Raw genomic sequence first — 16,132 nt, 5'->3', positions numbered from 1 at the left:
CAGCCGATCGCGACGCCTGAGTTCACAATGAGTGCCAACATCGGTTGTATCAATGTCGGTCCCGACCATTTTCATTGCAGATACGATCATTCCGCCCTATCGTCCGAGACGATGCTTTCACCTGTAACTTCGCCTTTCGAGGACGCCCTGGCCGCCTTGCGGATTTCAGGAAGCGTGTTGCTGCATGAATGCTATCGGCCGCCCTGGGCAATCGAGGTGCCGGACGAAAGGCAGTTGCAGAAGCTGCTCGGCGCAAAGTCCGACGTCCGCGTCTTGCCGTTCCATCTCGTCCGTCACGGCTCCTTCGTCCTGCATCACGACGGTCTTGAGCCCATCGACGTCGAAACCAACGATGTCGTCATCTGCACGGGCGGCAAGCGGCATCGCATGGCGTTCGGCGCGAAGTCGGAAGCGGTTTCGCTGGCCGACATTCTGAGCGGCGAGGCCGACCGGCGCGAGGTCGCGTCAGTCGCCAGAGACAAGAGAACTACCGAGTTGATCTGCGGCGTATTCCTGCTGAGGAGCGTGCCGCTCAATCCGATGCTGGCCGCGCTTCCGCCCGTCCTGAAGCTACGGACCGCGGGCGACGATGCTTCGCCTTTACTCATGCGCGTCGCGGAAAGCCTGGGAGAGGAATTGGCGCTGGGGCACCGCAGCAGTTTCACGGCGCTGCGCCTTCTGGAAGTATTCTGCGCGGCCGCCATCAGCCAGCACCGACGTGCCGAAGGGCAGCATTTGCCCGGATGGTTCAAGGCGCTCGACGACCCGAAGATCGGCAGCGCGATGGCCCGAATACATCAGAACCCGGGGGCGCCGTGGACTGTGGCATTGCTTGCAGAGGCCGTCGCGATGTCGCCATCGCGCTTTGCCGCGCGGTTTCGGGAGACCACCAGGCAGAGCGCGATGGCTTACGTCACGCGCTGGCGGATGAGCGTCGCCTGTCGGCTGCTGCGGGAGACGGAACTCGCGCTTCCCGAGATTGCCGCGGAGATCGGCTATCAAGATACCGCCGCCTTCAGCCGCGCATTCAAGGCACTCGTCGGCCAGAGTCCCTCACCATGGCGGCAGCAGACACGTCTGAGATCGAACACCTTTCCTGCCGCGTAGCCACGGCATCGGCGCCGAATGTGTTGCAGGGCGCGCGCCGGCAACTCACGATCGCCGGCAAGCCGAAAACCGACTCGCGCTCAATGGCTTAGAAATTGCTGGCGGACTTCTCATTCGGAATGCCGTCGATCGGGCATTCGTCAGTCCCCGCGGTCGGGCGGGTCATCGCCTCGACCATTTCGCGCGTGCCATCCGGATCGGCGATCCACTTCTTGTAGAAATCGTACGGGCAGACCGCGACGCCGCGCGCGCTTTCGCCGGAATTGATCATGCCGGTATAGCCGCGATGCACCAGTTTATAGAGGTGGTTCTGCGACTGGCCGTTGCGGCGGAAATCGCGGATCAGATTCTTCGACAGGGCCGCATACTGGATGCCGTATTCCTCCTCGCCGGTCTCGCCCAGGGTGCGGCCGTCGAAGCCGATGATCGCGGAGTGGCCGAAATAGGAATAGACGCCGTCAAAGCCGGCAGCATTGGCGACAGCGACATAGACATTGTTGGCCCAGGCCATCGCCTTGGAAATCAGGACCTGCTGTTCCTTGGCCGGATACATGTAGCCCTGGCAGCGCACGATAAGCTCGGCGCCCTTCATGGCGCAGTCACGCCAGATTTCCGGAAAGTTGCCGTCGTCGCAGATGATCAGGCTGACCTTCAGGCCTTTCGGGCCTTCGGAAACATAGGTGCAATTGCCGGGATACCAGCCTTCGATCGGTACCCACGGCATGATCTTGCGGTATTTCTGAACGATCTCGCCCTTGTCATTCATCAGGATCAAGGTGTTGTAAGGCGCCTTGTGCGGGTGCTCCTCGTGGCGTTCGCCGGTGAGCGAGAACACGCCCCAGACCTTGGCCTTGCGGCAGGCTTCGGCGAAGACGTCGGTCTCGGGACCCGGGACCTGCGAGGCGGTCTCGTACATCTCTTTCGAGTCGTACATGATGCCGTGGGTGGAGTATTCCGGGAAGATCACCAGGTCCATGCCCGGCAGGCCGCTCTTCATGCCCACCACCATGTCGGCGATCTTGCGGGCGTTGTCGAGCACCTCGGCCCTGGTGTGCAGGCGCGGCATCTTGTAGTTGACGACGGCTACGCCGACCGTGTCGTTGCTGCTGGAAATGTCACCGTGAAGCATGGGATGGCCTTCTGTTTTTGGTTTGAGTTTGCCGTCGATCAGTGGCTGATCATCCAGGGACGCGCGGTCGGAAAACTTTTCGCGCCGCTCCTGGTCTGTTTCACCAGCCGCGACGGCCTGGTCGAACAGCAGCCGCAGCCCGGGCCGTGCGAGGCCTTGTATTCGCCGACGGTCTTCGGCGCGTTGCGGCTGCGCTCGTTGGTGGCGTGGGCCTTGCGCTTGTCGGAGGGCATGCAGAAGAAATTCGGCGCCGTCAGGATGACGCGCGGCGAAGAGCTCTCGCAGTGCGGGCAATCCTGCGGCGCGTCGCATTCGGCCATCGGCCGCATGTCGGTGAACGGGCCGCAATCGTTGCAGAGATATTCATATACAGGCATCGCATTCCCTCGCGCGTTCAGCAGGAATTCCGCGACGGCGGATGCGGGGCGGCAGAAACTTGGCCGTCCCGCACCCCATCGCGCAGGGATCATTTGTCCGGTGACAGCGGCATCTGGATGTCGCCCTTGATGTGCTTGATCGGCCCCGCCGCCGACGGCATGACGTCGAAGTCGAAGATCTCCGTCGGCAGCCACAGCGTCGCGCAGGCGTTGGGCACGTCGACCACGCCGGAGATGTGGCCCTGGCACGGCGCGGTGCCCAGGATGGAATAGGCCTGCGCGCCGGAATAGCCGAACTTCTTGAGGTACTCGATCGCGTTCAGGCAGGCCTGCCGGTAGGCGATGTGGACGTCGAGGTAATGCTGCTTGCCAGCCTCGTCGACCGAGATGCCCTCGAAGATCAGGTAGTCCTTGTAGTTCGGCGTCACCGGCGACGGCTTGAACACGGGGTTCTTGATGCCGTATTTCGAGACGCCGTCCTTGATGACGTCGACCTTGATGTGCAGCCAGCCCGCCATCTCGATGGCGCCGCAGAAGGTGATCTCGCCGTCGCCCTGGCTGAAATGCAGATCGCCCATCGAGAGCCCGCCGCCGGGTACATAGACCGGGAAGTAGACCTTCGATCCGCGCGACAGGTCCTTGATGTCGCAGTTGCCGCCATGCTCGCGCGGCGGCACCGTGCGCGCGCCTTCCGCCGCCGCCTTCGCCTTGGCATCGCCTTTCAGCCGGCCCATATGCGCGGTCGGACCGAACGGCGGATTGGCCAGTCCCGGCACCCGCGTCGGATTGGTGGCGATCAGCGCGGTCTCGCGCTCGTTCCAGGTCGCCAGCAGTTTCGGATCGGGCAGGCAGCCGATCAGGCCGGGATGGATGAGACCGGCGAAATTCACGCCGGGAACGTGCCGGGATGAGGTGTACATCCCCTTGAAATCCCAGATCGACTTCTGCGCCAGCGGGAAATGGTCGGTCAGGAAGCCGCCGCCGTTCTGCTTGGAAAAGAAGCCGTTGAATCCCCACAGGCTTTCCTTCATCGGGCCGACGTCGAGCAAATCGACCACCAGCAGATCGCCGGGCTCGGCGCCCTTGACCCCGATCGGCCCGGACAGGAAGTGCACGATCGACAGATCGATGTCCCGCACGTCGTCGGCGGAGTCGTTGTTCTTGATGAAACCACCGGTCCAGTCGTAGGTCTCGACGATGAAATCGTCGCCCGGATTGACCCATGCCACCATCGGGACGTCGGGATGCCAGCGATTATGGATCATGTCGTTGTCGTAGGCCGACTGCGTTAGATCGACCTTGATCAGTGTCTCTGGCATCAGAAGCTCTCCTGGTTACAAGTCTTGCGTGGTTAGACTGACAAAAATTTCGCGATCTGCCCGGCATCGATGCCGTCGCGCGCCTCGTCGCGGACGATCTCGCCGTTCTCGATGACGAGCACCCGATCGGCGACGTCGAGCGCGAAGCTCAACACCTGTTCGGAGACGATGATCGAAAGGCCGCGGGTGTCACGAATCCGCTTCAGGGTGCGAGCCATCTCCTTGATGATCGACGGCTGTATGCCCTCGGTCGGTTCGTCCAGCAGCAACACCTTGGGTTTGGTTGCCAGCGCCCGCGCGATCGCGAGCTGCTGCTGCTGGCCGCCGGACAGATTGCCGCCGCGGCGATCTTTCATTTCCAGCAGCACCGGGAACAGCTCATAGAGGTCGCCCGGCACCTCCTTTTCGCCGGAAGCAACGAGGCCGGTCTCGATGTTTTCCCTGACCGTCATGGCCGAGAAGATCATGCGGCCCTGCGGTACATAGGCCAGTCCCTTCGCAACTCGCTCATAGCTTTTCAGCTTGCTGAGTTCGGCGCCTTCCATGTTCACGGAGCCGCTCCTGGTCGGCACGATGCCCATCAACGACTTCATCAGCGTAGTCTTGCCCATGCCGTTGCGGCCCATGATCGCGACAATCTCGTTGGGCGCCACCGAGACGTTGAGGCCGTGCAGCACTTCACTCTGGCCGTAGGCGACATGCAGATCGGAGATAGCCAGCATCAAAATGCTCCTTAGTCTTGCGCGCTAGTGCCCGAGATAGACTTCGATGACCTTGGGATCGTTCTTGACGTGCTCCATGGTGCCTTCCGACAGGATCTGGCCCTGATGCAGCACCGTGACCTTGTGGGCGATGTCCTCGACGAACTTCATGTCGTGCTCGATCACCAGCACCGACCTGCCCTTGATGATGCGGTTGAGCAGTTCGGCGGTCTTGACGCGCTCGCTGACGCTCATGCCGGCGACCGGTTCGTCGAGCATCAGCAGTTCGGGATCCTGGATCAGCAGCATGCCGATCTCGAGCCATTGCTTCTGGCCATGGCTGAGCAGCTCGGCGCTCATGTGGAGGCGGTCCTTCAGGAAGATCATCTCGGCGACCTCATGGACGCGGTCGCGCACGATGGCGTCGCGCGTGAAGGTCAGTGCGCCGAACACCGTGCGGCCGCGCGGAAAAGAGATCTCGAGATTCTCGAACACAGTGAGGTCGTCATAGATCGACGGTGTCTGGAACTTGCGTCCCACCCCGGCCTGCACGATCTGGTTCTCCTTCATCTTCGTGAGGTCCTTGTCGCGAAAATGAATCGATCCCGACGTGGCCTTGGTCTTGCCGCAGATCAGGTCGAGCACCGTGGTCTTGCCGGCGCCGTTCGGGCCGATGATGACGCGGATCTCGTTTTCATCGACATAGAACGACAGGTCGTTGACCGCCTTGAAACCGTCGAAGGAAACCGTCAGTCCCTCCACCGCGAGCAGGAAATCCTTGGGCTGGTGACCTATGAGCATGATCTATCTCCTCATTCCGCCGGGGCGCCGTCGGCGACCGAACTGTCGGTCCAGCCGTTGCCGGATCTCGGCTTGCGCGAGTTGATCAGCCGATCGATGCGGGGCTGCACATAGTCGCCCCAGATTCCAGCCAGACCGTTCGGGAAGGCGAGAACGACGGCGATGAACAATCCGCCGAGCCCGAACAGCCACAATTCGGGAAAGGATTCCGACAGGCTGGTTTTGGCGAAGTTGACCAGCAGCGTGCCGTACACCGCGCCCAGGATAGAGAGCCGGCCGCCCACCGCGGTATAGATCACCATCTCGATCGATGGCACGATGCCGACGAAGGACGGCGACATGAAGCCCACATTGAGTGCGAACATCGCGCCGCCGATCGCGGAGAATATCGCGGCGATGCAGAAGGCGAAGATCTTGAAATTCGCAACGCTGTAGCCGGAGAATCTGACGCGATCTTCCTTTTCGCGCATCGCGACCAGGATGCGCCCGAGCTTCGAGTGGCGGATGAATTGCGCGATGAAGATACAGCCGAACAGGCACGCGACTTCGAAGAAGTAGAGCACGATCTTGGCGTGATCCGGCCGGATGTCCCAGCCCTTCAGGGTCCGCAGGTCGGTCATGCCGTTGATGCCACCGGTGTAGCCCTGCTGGCCGACGATAAGGATGGTGAGGATTGCCGCGATCGCTTGCGTGATGATGGCAAAATATGTGCCGCCGACTCGCCGCTTGAACATCGCAGCGCCGATCACGAAGGCGAAGAAAGACGGCACCACGATGATGGCGATGATGGTCAGGGTCAGGCTGTGGAATGGCTGCCAGAAGAAGGGCAATTCGGTGATCTGATTCCAATCCATGAAATCGGGAATGCCGGGGGTGGACTGGATCTTGGTGTTTTCCGGGCTGGAGGCTTCGAGCTTGAGAAACATCGCCATGCAATAACCGCCGAGGCCGAAGAACACCCCCTGCCCCAGGCTGAGAATGCCGCCATATCCCCAGCAGATCACCAGACCCAGCGCCACGAAGGCGTAGGTGAGATATTTCGCGACCAGGTTGAGCCTGAAGACATCGAGAAAGAGCGGCAGGATCACCACCAGCAAGGCGGCGAGCACCAGGATCCCGATAAGCTCCGATCGATTGATAAAGCGGTTGTCGGTCATGGCTTCAGCTCTCTTGTTATTTGCGGACCTTGAGGGCGAACAGACCCTGCGGCCGCAGCATCAGAATTCCGACAACGGCGAGCAGCGTCAGCACCTTCGCCATCGACCCGGACATGAAGAATTCGAGCGTGGATTGTGTCTGCGAGATGCTGAATGCCGAGGCGATGGTGCCGATCAGGCTGGCTGCGCCGCCGAACACCACCACCAGGAAGGTATCGACGATGTAGAGCTGGCCGGAAGTCGGCCCCGTTGAGCCGATCATCGTGAAGGCGCTGCCGGCGACACCGGCGATGCCGCAGCCGAGGCCAAAGGTGTAGCGATCGACCTTCTCGGTGTTGATGCCGACCGCGCCGGCCATGATGCGGTTCTGCACCACGGCGCGGACCTGGCGGCCCCAGCGCGATTTGTACATGACGTAAGCCACGGCGACCGTGATCAGCACTGTCAAAGCCATCACGAACACGCCGTTGATCGGGACCTCGATGCTTTCGGTGACGTGCAGCGAACCCAGCATCCATTGCGGCAGCTCGACGCCGACTTCACGGGCACCGAAAATCGATCGATAGGCCTGCTGCAGGATAAGGCTCAACCCCCAGGTGGCGAGCAGCGTATCCAGCGGGCGCTTGTAGAGATGCCGGATCAGCGCCCATTCGACCAGCATGCCGAGCGAACCGGAGGCGACGAAGGCCAGCGCCATCGCGATAAAGAAGTATCCGGAAAACAGCGACGGCAAGTAGTGCTGAAAAGCGCTGGAGGTGAGCCAGGTGACGTAGGCGCCTAGGATCATGAACTCGCCATGCGCCATGTTGATGACGCCCATCTGGCCGAAGATGATCGCAAGCCCGAGCGCCATCAGCACGTAGACGGAAAACAGGATCAGGCCCGCGAAGCCCTGCATGACGAAAATGGAGCCCAGATCGCCAATCGAATAGTCGCCGAACATCGATGTTTCTCCGTCGGGGAAGTCCCGCGTCGCGAGCAGGTTCGCGACGCGGGGGTGTTGGGCGCGGATTGACGGTCCACGCCAGGGAGAGGCTGGGAAAGCGCAGGATTTGTGCGCGAGCCCTTATTGATAGCCCTTGGGGAACGGATCCGGCTGGATCAGGTCGGCGGTCTCGAACACCACCTCGAATTGCCCGTCCAGCTTGGCTTTGCCCACGCGGGTCTTCGACCACAGATGGTGGTTTTCGTGGATCCGGACATAGCCTTCCGGCGCACCCTTGAACTCGATGCCGGGCGAAGCCGCCGCAACCTTGTCGACGTCGAAGGAACCCGCCTTCTCGACGGTGGCCTTCCACAGCCACGGGCCGAGATAAGCGGCCTGCGTCACGTCGCCGATCACCGTCTTCTCGCCCCACATCTTCTTGAACGCGGCAACAAACTTTTCGTTGTTCTCGTTCTTCAGCGACTGGAAGTACTTCATGCAGGCGTAGGCGCCGGCAATGTTCTCGCCGCCGATGCCGTCGATCTCGTCCTCGGTGACCGAGATGGTCAGAAGGGTCTGCTTCGACAGGTCGATGCCGGCCGCCTTGAGCTGCTTGTAGAACGCGACGTTGGAACCGCCGACAACGTCGGTGAAGATCACATCGGGCTTGGTCAGCTTCAGCTTGTTGATCACCGAGTTGAACTGGGTGTGGCCGAGCGGGAAGTATTCCTCGCCGACGACCTTCAGCTTCAGGAAGTTCTCGATGTGCTTGCGCGCGATCTTGTTCGAGGTACGCGGCCAGATGTAGTCGGAACCAATGAAGTAGAACGATTTGGCGTTCTTCTCCTTGGTGATCCAGTCGATGCCGGCGAGAATTTGCTGAGTCGCTTCCTGGCCGGTGTAGATCACGTTCTTGGACTGCTCGAGCCCTTCATAGAAGGTAGGGTAATAGAGCATGCCGTTGTACTGCTCCATCACCGGCAGCACCGCCTTGCGCGACGCCGAGGTCCAGCAGCCCATGATCGAGGCCACCTTGTCGTTAACCAGCAACTTCTTGGCCTTCTCCGCGAAAGTCGGCCAGTCAGAGGCGCCGTCTTCCTGAATGATCTTTATCTTGCGGCCAAGCACACCACCCATGGCGTTGATCTGCTCGATGGCCAGCTTTTCGGCCTGGATCGAGCCGGTTTCGGAGATCGCCATCGTGCCGGTCGCGGAATGCAGGATGCCGACCGTGACTTCGGTGTCGGTCACCGCAAGTCCCGTGGTGTTGACGGCCGAAGTCGCCGGCCCGGCACCGAATGATACCCGCGGCAGCAGCGCCATGGCTGGCAGAGCGGCCGCTCCCATCAGCAGTTTGCGGCGAAGCGGAGACTGCAGGCCCCGTTTGATCTCGTCTGACATGAGCACCCCATTTTGTTTGAGAACGCGCTTTTTGGTCAGGCGAGGATTGCTGAATTTGTGCGGTGCACAGATACGCAAGATCGCGTATATTGCACCGCAAAATAGCGACGTAGGTTTTGGACCGGGCCTTGCATGTGCACGGGCTTCGGGTCAGGAGTGCAGAAGTGGCAGGGCGGCAGCGGATAGACCGCGTCAGGCGCCAATATAATCAGTGGGTTGCCAACCAGACGCTGGAAGACTACGCGCTGCGCTTCACGGCCAAGAGCGCGCGGCGCTGGTCCGCGGCCCGGGTCGCCAACACCGCGCTGGGCGCGATTTCGTTCCTGGCGCTGGAAGCGATCGGCGGCACCATCACCCTCAATTACGGCGTCACCAACGCCACTGCCGCGATCCTGGTGGTCAGCGTCATCATCTTCTGCTGCGGCCTGCCGATCGCCTACCACGCCGCCAAATGCGGCATCGACATCGACCTGCTGACGCGCGGCGCCGGCTTCGGTTACATCGGCTCGACCATCACCTCGCTGATCTACGCCTCCTTCACCTTCATCTTCTTCGCGATCGAAGCCGTCATCCTCGCCACCGCGCTCGAACTTTGTCTCGGAATCCCGCGGCCCGTCGGCTATCTCATCAGTGCGATCGTCATCATCCCCCTGGTCACATACGGCATCACCCTGATCAGCCGCTTCCAGCTGTGGACGCAGCCGATCTGGTTCGTGCTCAACATCCTGCCGTTCGCCGCCATCGCGCTTGCCAGCCGGCATTCCTTCGTGGAGTGGACCAAATTTCCCGGCGAGCACGGCGATCCCAACGGCCATCTCGACCTGCTGTTGTTTGGAACCGCGGCCTCGGTCGTGTTCTCGCTGATCGCGCAGATCGGCGAGCAGGTCGACTTCCTGCGCTTCCTGCCGCGCGACCGGCGAAGTTCCAGGACATCGTGGTGGATCGCGATGCTCAGCGCCGGTCCCGGCTGGATCGTCGTCGGAGCCATCAAGTTGCTGGCGGGATCGTTCCTCGCCTTTTTCGCACTCAGCCACGGCGTATCGGCCGAACATGCCGCCGAGCCGGCGCACATGTATCTCGAGGCCTTTCACTACGTGCTGTCGCAGCCGGACCTCGCGCTGGCCCTGACCGGAACGTTCGTGGTGCTGGCGCAAATCAAGATCAACGTCACCAACGCCTATGCCGGTTCGATCGCCTGGTCGAATTTCTTCTCCCGCCTCACCCACAGCCATCCCGGCCGCGTGGTCTGGCTGGTGTTCAACGTGCTGGTCGCGCTGCTCTTGATGGAGATCGGCGTCTACAAGGCGCTGGAGCAGACGCTGGCGCTGTACTCCAACGTCGCCATCGCCTGGGTCGGCGCACTGGTCGCCGATCTCGTGGTCAACAAGCCGTTCGGCCTGCGCCCGCAGCAGATGGAGTTCAAGCGCGCGCATCTCTACGACATCAATCCGGTCGGCGTCGGCGCCATGAGCATCGCCACCATCGTCTCGATCAGCGCGTTCTACGGCCTGTTCGGACCGACCGCGAAGGCGCTGGCGCCGTTCGTTGCGCTGGCGGTGGCCTTCGTCACAGCACCCCTGATCGCCTGGGCCACCGACGGCAAGTACTACATCGCGCGGAAGCCGAAGCGGAGCTGGCAGAATATCGAGGCGATCCAGTGCTGTATTTGCGAGCATACCTTCGAGCCGGAGGATATGGCCTCCTGCCCCGCCTATGCCGGCCCGATCTGCTCGCTGTGCTGCTCGCTCGACGCCCGCTGCCATGATCTCTGCAAGCCGCATGCGCGGATCCAGGCACAGGTGTCGGAGACGCTGGGCAAGCTGCTGCCGCAGCCGATCTATGCCCGGATCAATTCGCAGCTCGGACACTATCTCGGCGTGTTCGCGGTCTCCGCCGGATTGGTCGGGCTGACGCTCGCCCTGATCTATCTGCAGACCTCGGCGACGGTGCACGCCGACAATCTGCAGCTATCGGACGTGTTGTGGAAAGTGTTCTTCGCGCTGACCATCATCATCGGCGTGGTCGCCTGGCTGTTCGTACTGGCGCAGCAGAGCCGGAGCGCGGCGGAAGCCGAAACGAGACGGCAGACCGCGCTCCTGATCCAGGAGATCGACGCACACAAGCGAACCGACGCCGAACTGCAGCGCGCCAAGGAGGTCGCCGAATCGGCCAACCTTGCGAAAAGCCGCTATGTCGTCGGCCTCAGCCACGAACTGCGCTCGCCGCTGAACGCGATCTCCGGCTACGCCCAGCTGCTGGAGCAGGATTCGAGCCTCTTGCCCAAGCCGCGCGATCAGGTGCGCGTGGTCCGCCGCAGCGCCGATCACCTGTCCGGGCTGATCGACGGCATTCTCGATATCTCCAAGATCGAGGCCGGCCGGCTGTATCTGTCGCGGGACGAGGTTCGCCTCAGCGAATTTCTCGACCAGCTGGTCGGCATGTTCCGCCTGCAGGCCGCCGCCAAGGGCATCGACTTCGTGTTCAAGCGACCGACGGTGCTGCCCTTCGTGGTGTTCGCCGACGAGAAGCGCCTGCGCCAGATTCTGATCAACCTGTTGTCGAACGCCATCAAGTTCACGCAAGTGGGCAGCGTGCAGTTCATCGTGCATTACCGCAGCCCGGTCGCCGAGTTCGAAGTGATCGACACCGGCCCCGGCATCCAGGCTTCCGACCTCGAGCGCATCTTTGCGCCGTTCGAACGCGGCGCGCTCGGCGTATCGCAGCCGCAGACCGGCACCGGTCTGGGCTTGACGATCAGCCGCCTGCTCGCAGGCGTGATGGGCGGCGACATCCAGGTCGTGAGCACGGTCGGCAAGGGCTCTACCTTCCGCGTCAAGCTCTTGTTGTCGGAAGTCACCAACCCGACCCGGATCGCGCCGGTCGACGCGCCGATCTTCGGCTATCACGGCCCGCGCAAGACCATTCTGATCACCGACGACGATCCGACCCAGCGCGATCTGTTGCGCGAGGTGCTGACGCCGCTTGGCTTCATCCTGCTGAGCGCGCCGGACGGACCCGCCTGTCTGACGCTCGCCCAGCATTGCCGGCCCGATCTGTTCCTGCTGGATATCTCGATGGCCGGCATGGACGGCTGGACGGTAGCGGAAACGCTGCGCGCCACCGGCCATCACCAGGCCCGCATCCTCATGGTTTCCGCCAGCGCGCTGGAGGCGCACGGCACCCCCCTGGCGCAGCCATTTCATGACGGCTATCTGATGAAGCCGATCGATATTCCAAAGCTGCTGGAATTGATCCGGCAGTTGCTCAAGATCGAATGGCAATATGAGACCGACCAGGTTCCGGCTTCCTGCTGGCAGCCGGACTCGGGATCGCGACCGCCGCTGCGGCACATCGAGGAACTCATCAGCCTCGGACAGATGGGCTACATCCGGGCCATTCAGGTCAAGCTCGCCGAAATCGGCGCCGACCACCCCGAGCATGCCGATTTCGTCACCCAGATGCGCGCGCTGATCGATCGCTTCGACCTCGATCAGTTCATGGCCACATTGAAGACATTGCACAGCTATGACCACTGACCCCAGCAAACGCGACGTCGCGCTCGTCGTCGACGATTCCCCGGAGACGCTACGGCTCCTGACCGACGCGCTCGATGGCGCGGGGATGACCGTGATGGTGGCGATGGACGGCGCCGCCGCGATGCGGATCGTCGATCAGATCACGCCGGACATCGTCCTGCTCGACGCCGTGATGCCCGGCATGGACGGTTTTGAAACCTGCCGGCGGCTGAAGCGGGACGCCGGCCTCGCCAACGTGCCGGTGATCTTCATGACCGGGCTCGCCGAAACCGAGCACATCGTGCGCGGCCTGGAGGCCGGCGGCGTCGATTACGTGACCAAGCCGATCGTGATCGAGGAAATGCTGGCCCGGATCAGGGTTCACCTCGCCAACGCCAGGATGACGCAGAGCGCGCAGACTGCGCTCGACGTCTCCGGCCGCTTCCTGATGGCGGTGAGCCGCCAGGGCAAGATCATGTGGGCGACGCCGCAGGCGCAGAAGCTGCTGTCAGACAATCTCGGGGCCGGCGATGAACTGGAATTGCCGCAACCGATGCTGCAGTGGCTCGATGCTGCGCAAAAGGGCAAGGCCGGGGCGAAGACCCCTGCGCTCGCCTCGTTCCCGAACAACGAGGCGCTGCGGCTGCAATATATGGGCAAGCTCGGCCCCAATGAATTCCTGTTGCGCCTTGCCAAGGACAACGGCGCCGGCCTGCCGCAGGAGTTCAGCAAGGATTTGGGCCTGACTACCCGGGAGGGCGAAGTGCTGTCATGGCTCAGCAAGGGCAAGACCAACCGCGACATCGCGCAGATCCTGGGCCTGAGCCCGCGAACGGTCGACAAGCACCTCGAACAGATCTACTCGAAACTCGGCGTCGAGAACCGCACCGCGGCCGCCGCCATCGCCGTCAACGCGACGCACCGAAAATCGTGAGTGCCTGACGGGGCTACGGTCTAATTGGCCGCCGCCAGCTGCCGTTGTTCGGGATCGGTGGAGCCGGCCTGCGCGATCAGCCGTTTCAGTTCCGGAATGCACGAGCCGCAATTGGTGCCGGCTTTCAGCCTGGCGCCGATCTCGGCGGCGGTGCGCGCCCCGCCGGCGATGCTGTCGCAGATGGTGGTGCGGCCGACGCCGAAACAGGCGCAGACGATCGGTCCGGCGCTGGCCAGCCCGTCGGTCGATTTGCCCGACAGCAGCATGCGGCGCTGCTCGTCGTCGAGCCTGTCGGCCGCGAACAACTGCTTGACGACGTTCCAGTCGCCGGCGTCCTGCGCCGGCCCGATGAACAGGCAGGCCTCGATACGGTCGGCGGCAAAGCACGCGGCGCGGTAAACGCCACCGCCGAAATCCTTGTATTCGGCAAGATCCTCGCCGGCCACCGAACGCAGCCAGGACTGCCATCCCCTGAGATCGGCATTGTCGGCCAAGAGATAGCCGTAGCCGCCGGGCACCGCCACGCGCGCCCACCAGGCATGGTCGGGCAAGGCGAGCGGGGCGCGCGACAGCGCAAAGCCCCGGAACACGAATTCGTAAGGCGTGATCGACGCCGGCGTCGCCTTGTTCTCGGGCTGGCCGGAGAATGGGTCGGTGAACGGCGCCACCAGCGCGCCGACGCGCGAGCCGGTCGCGGTCGCCTCGCTCCAGTGGATCGGCGCGAACAGCATGCCGCGCTGCTGCCGTTCGCTGACCACGACCTTGAGCGTGCATTGTCCGTGATCGGTGGTGACGCGCGCGAAGCTGCCGTCGGTCACGCCGAATTTCAGCGCGTCGTCGGGATGAACCTCGACGAACGGCTCCGGCAGATGCTGGCCCAGCCGCGGACTGAGGCCGCTGCGGGTCATGGTGTGCCATTGATCCCTGATGCGGCCGGTATTCAGCCGCAGCGGCCGGCCGGCGGTGGTCTCCGTGCGCAGCGCGGGGATCTCCGGCGCGATGAAACGCGCCTTGAAGTCGCTTGAAAAGAAGCCGCCATTGGCAAAAAAGCGCGGCTGCGGCTGGCTGTTGTCCTGGCGCGTCGGCCACTGCACCGGCGTCAGCGCATCGAAGGCCTGATCCGACAGCGACTGCAGGGCGCCGATGTCGAAATCGCGGCCGCCGTTGTTCTCGAACGCAGACAAGGCGGCGTGCTCGCGGAATATTTCGGCGGCGGAGTTGAAATCGAACGCCGCGCCGAAGCCGAGCCGTTTCGCCACTTCACTGAGGATCCACCAGTCCGGCCTGGCCTCGCCCGCCGGCGCGAGGAAGGCGCGCTGCCGCGATATCCGGCGTTCCGAATTGGTCACCGTGCCGGACTTCTCGCCCCAGGCCTGCGCCGGCAGCAGCACATGCGCTCCGGCGTTCACGGTGTCGTTGGAACGCACATTCTCCGAGACCACGAACAGCTCGAGTTTCTTCAGCGCGGCGCGGGCGGCGTCGGCGTCCGGCAACGACACCGCCGGATTGGTGCCGATCACCCACAGCGCCTTGATCTCGCCGCGCGCGATCGCCTCGAACATCTGGACCGCCTTCAGTCCCTCATGGGTGGCGATGCGCGGGGCCTTCCAGAACCGGCGCACGCGGTCGATGTCGGGCGGCGAAAAGCCCATATGGGCAGCGAGTTGGTTGGCGAGTCCGCCGACCTCGCGGCCGCCCATCGCATTGGGTTGCCCGGTCAGCGAGAACGGCGACGCGCCCGGCTTGCCGATCCGCCCGGTCGCGAGATGGCAGTTGATGATGGCATTGACCTTGTCGGTGCCCTGCGCCGACTGGTTGACGCCCTGCGAGTACAGCGTCACCACGCGCGGGGTCGCGGCGAAGATCCGGAAGAAGTCCGCCACGTCCTGTTCGGAAAGGCCGGTCGCCAGCGCGGTCGCGCCGACGCTGCCGGCGATGCAGCGCGCCCGCGCCAGCGCCTCGTCGAAACCGCCGGTGTATCGTTCGATGTAATCTGAATCGAGCGCGCCGCTGTCGGCAAGATGCACCAGCAGGCCCGAGAACAGCGCGGTGTCGGTGCCGGGCTTCAGGCCCAGAAACAGCTCGGCATCACCGGCGGTATCGGTCCGCCGCGGGTCGATCACAACCATGCGGGCGCCGCGCTTCTGCTTGTTGGCGAGCATGCGCTGGTACAGAACCGGATGGCACCATGCCGCGTTGGAGCCGACCAGCACCAGCAGGTCGGCCTGCTCGAGATCCTCATAGCAGCCGGGCACGGTATCGGCGCCGAACGCGCGGCGGTGACCGGCGACCGAGGAGGACATGCACAGCCGCGAATTGGTATCGACATTGGCGCTGCCGATGAATCCCTTCATCAGCTTGTTGGCGACGTAGTAATCCTCGGTCAGGAGTTGCCCGGAGAGATAGAACGCGACCGCGCCGGGGCCGTCACGCTTGACGATGTGCGCGAAACGATTGGCGACATGGTCGAGCGCGTCGCTCCAGGCCACCTGCTCCATGGTGCCCTTGCTGCAGCGGATCATCGGATAGAGCAGCCGGTCTTCGAGCCCGAGGGTTTCGCCGAGCGCCGAGCCCTTCGAGCACAGCCGGCCGAAATTGGCGGGATGTTCGGGATCGCCCGAGATCGCCGCACCGCCGCGGCCATCGGGCGTCGCCAGCACGCCGCAGCCGACGCCGCAATAGGCGCAGGTGGTGCTGATGGCGCCAACGGGTCCGCGCGGAGCGCGGCCCGATGATAAACTCCATGCGGGATCGACGGCCGTCATG

Annotated in this window: 12 protein-coding genes; 3 read left to right on the top strand and 9 right to left on the bottom strand. The window is 63.2% G+C overall.

Features of this window, described 5'->3' with window-relative positions; genetic code table 11:
• The first annotated feature begins 27 nt into the window (after positions 1-27).
• The gene (locus KMZ68_RS09000) at positions 28-1,107 is read left to right on the top strand and encodes an AraC family transcriptional regulator (RefSeq protein WP_215615432.1); all 1,080 of its coding nucleotides are present in this window, start codon (positions 28-30) and stop codon (positions 1,105-1,107) included.
• An 88-nt stretch (positions 1,108-1,195) separates the two neighbouring features.
• Here KMZ68_RS09000 and KMZ68_RS08995 read toward each other — a convergent pair whose 3' ends face one another.
• From KMZ68_RS08995 to urtA, 8 genes are all read right to left on the bottom strand, one after another.
• Positions 1,196-2,236 (bottom strand): aliphatic amidase, encoded by a 1,041-nt coding sequence (locus tag KMZ68_RS08995; protein WP_215615431.1) that lies wholly within the window; start codon positions 2,234-2,236, stop codon positions 1,196-1,198.
• A gap of 38 nt (positions 2,237-2,274) precedes the next feature.
• Positions 2,275-2,613: an FmdB family zinc ribbon protein gene (locus KMZ68_RS08990; RefSeq protein ID WP_215602826.1), complete on the bottom strand. Its 339-nt coding sequence runs from the start codon at positions 2,611-2,613 to the stop codon at positions 2,275-2,277.
• An 89-nt stretch (positions 2,614-2,702) separates the two neighbouring features.
• Positions 2,703-3,932 (bottom strand): formamidase, encoded by a 1,230-nt coding sequence (fmdA, locus tag KMZ68_RS08985; RefSeq protein ID WP_215615430.1) that lies wholly within the window; start codon positions 3,930-3,932, stop codon positions 2,703-2,705.
• Positions 3,933-3,964: 32 nt separating this feature from the next.
• Complete coding sequence (gene urtE, locus KMZ68_RS08980; RefSeq protein ID WP_215615429.1) at positions 3,965-4,654, bottom strand: urea ABC transporter ATP-binding subunit UrtE; 690 nt, start codon at positions 4,652-4,654, stop codon at positions 3,965-3,967.
• 24 nt (positions 4,655-4,678) lie between these two features.
• Complete coding sequence (gene urtD / locus KMZ68_RS08975; RefSeq protein WP_215615428.1) at positions 4,679-5,434, bottom strand: urea ABC transporter ATP-binding protein UrtD; 756 nt, start codon at positions 5,432-5,434, stop codon at positions 4,679-4,681.
• A gap of 11 nt (positions 5,435-5,445) precedes the next feature.
• Complete coding sequence (gene urtC / locus KMZ68_RS08970; protein ID WP_215615427.1) at positions 5,446-6,591, bottom strand: urea ABC transporter permease subunit UrtC; 1,146 nt, start codon at positions 6,589-6,591, stop codon at positions 5,446-5,448.
• Between the two features lie 16 nt (positions 6,592-6,607).
• Positions 6,608-7,534, bottom strand: a complete 927-nt coding sequence (urtB, locus tag KMZ68_RS08965; protein ID WP_215615426.1) for an urea ABC transporter permease subunit UrtB — start codon at positions 7,532-7,534, stop codon at positions 6,608-6,610.
• A 123-nt stretch (positions 7,535-7,657) separates the two neighbouring features.
• Positions 7,658-8,917, bottom strand: a complete 1,260-nt coding sequence (gene urtA / locus KMZ68_RS08960; RefSeq protein WP_215602832.1) for an urea ABC transporter substrate-binding protein — start codon at positions 8,915-8,917, stop codon at positions 7,658-7,660.
• 164 nt (positions 8,918-9,081) lie between these two features.
• On the opposite strand from urtA, the gene KMZ68_RS08955 reads away from it, so the two are divergent.
• Together KMZ68_RS08955 and KMZ68_RS08950 are read left to right on the top strand one after the other, a co-directional pair.
• The gene (locus tag KMZ68_RS08955; protein ID WP_215615425.1) at positions 9,082-12,453 is read left to right on the top strand and encodes a hybrid sensor histidine kinase/response regulator; all 3,372 of its coding nucleotides are present in this window, start codon (positions 9,082-9,084) and stop codon (positions 12,451-12,453) included.
• Positions 12,443-13,366 carry a response regulator transcription factor gene (locus tag KMZ68_RS08950; protein ID WP_215615424.1) on the top strand — a complete coding sequence of 308 codons (924 nt, stop codon included), beginning with the start codon at positions 12,443-12,445 and terminating at the stop codon, positions 13,364-13,366. The genes KMZ68_RS08955 and KMZ68_RS08950 overlap by 11 nt, the downstream gene beginning before the upstream one ends.
• 20 nt (positions 13,367-13,386) lie before the next feature.
• Here KMZ68_RS08950 and KMZ68_RS08945 read toward each other — a convergent pair whose 3' ends face one another.
• Positions 13,387-16,131, bottom strand: coding sequence for a nitrate reductase (locus KMZ68_RS08945; protein WP_215615423.1), 2,745 nt, complete (start codon positions 16,129-16,131; stop codon positions 13,387-13,389).
• Between the last annotated feature and the right edge of the window lies 1 nt (position 16,132).

The organism is Bradyrhizobium sediminis (assembly GCF_018736105.1).
Taxonomy (GTDB): domain Bacteria; phylum Pseudomonadota; class Alphaproteobacteria; order Rhizobiales; family Xanthobacteraceae; genus Bradyrhizobium.
This window is presented reverse-complemented; position numbering and strand designations above follow the sequence as displayed.

What these genes read in the sequence shown, in the direction of transcription:
- urtB (WP_215615426.1), bottom strand. Translation starts at nt 7,534, where the DNA reads ATGTTCGGCGACTATTCGATTGGCGATCTGGGCTCCATTTTCGTCATG.
- urtE (WP_215615429.1), bottom strand. Translation starts at nt 4,654, where the DNA reads ATGCTGGCTATCTCCGATCTGCATGTCGCCTACGGCCAGAGTGAAGTG.
- KMZ68_RS08945 (WP_215615423.1), bottom strand. Translation starts at nt 16,131, where the DNA reads ATGACGGCCGTCGATCCCGCATGGAGTTTATCATCGGGCCGCGCTCCG.
- KMZ68_RS08950 (WP_215615424.1), top strand. Translation starts at nt 12,443, where the DNA reads ATGACCACTGACCCCAGCAAACGCGACGTCGCGCTCGTCGTCGACGAT.
- urtD (WP_215615428.1), bottom strand. Translation starts at nt 5,434, where the DNA reads ATGCTCATAGGTCACCAGCCCAAGGATTTCCTGCTCGCGGTGGAGGGA.
- KMZ68_RS08990 (WP_215602826.1), bottom strand. Translation starts at nt 2,613, where the DNA reads ATGCCTGTATATGAATATCTCTGCAACGATTGCGGCCCGTTCACCGAC.
- urtA (WP_215602832.1), bottom strand. Translation starts at nt 8,917, where the DNA reads ATGTCAGACGAGATCAAACGGGGCCTGCAGTCTCCGCTTCGCCGCAAA.
- urtC (WP_215615427.1), bottom strand. Translation starts at nt 6,591, where the DNA reads ATGACCGACAACCGCTTTATCAATCGATCGGAGCTTATCGGGATCCTG.
- fmdA (WP_215615430.1), bottom strand. Translation starts at nt 3,932, where the DNA reads ATGCCAGAGACACTGATCAAGGTCGATCTAACGCAGTCGGCCTACGAC.
- KMZ68_RS08995 (WP_215615431.1), bottom strand. Translation starts at nt 2,236, where the DNA reads ATGCTTCACGGTGACATTTCCAGCAGCAACGACACGGTCGGCGTAGCC.
- KMZ68_RS09000 (WP_215615432.1), top strand. Translation starts at nt 28, where the DNA reads ATGAGTGCCAACATCGGTTGTATCAATGTCGGTCCCGACCATTTTCAT.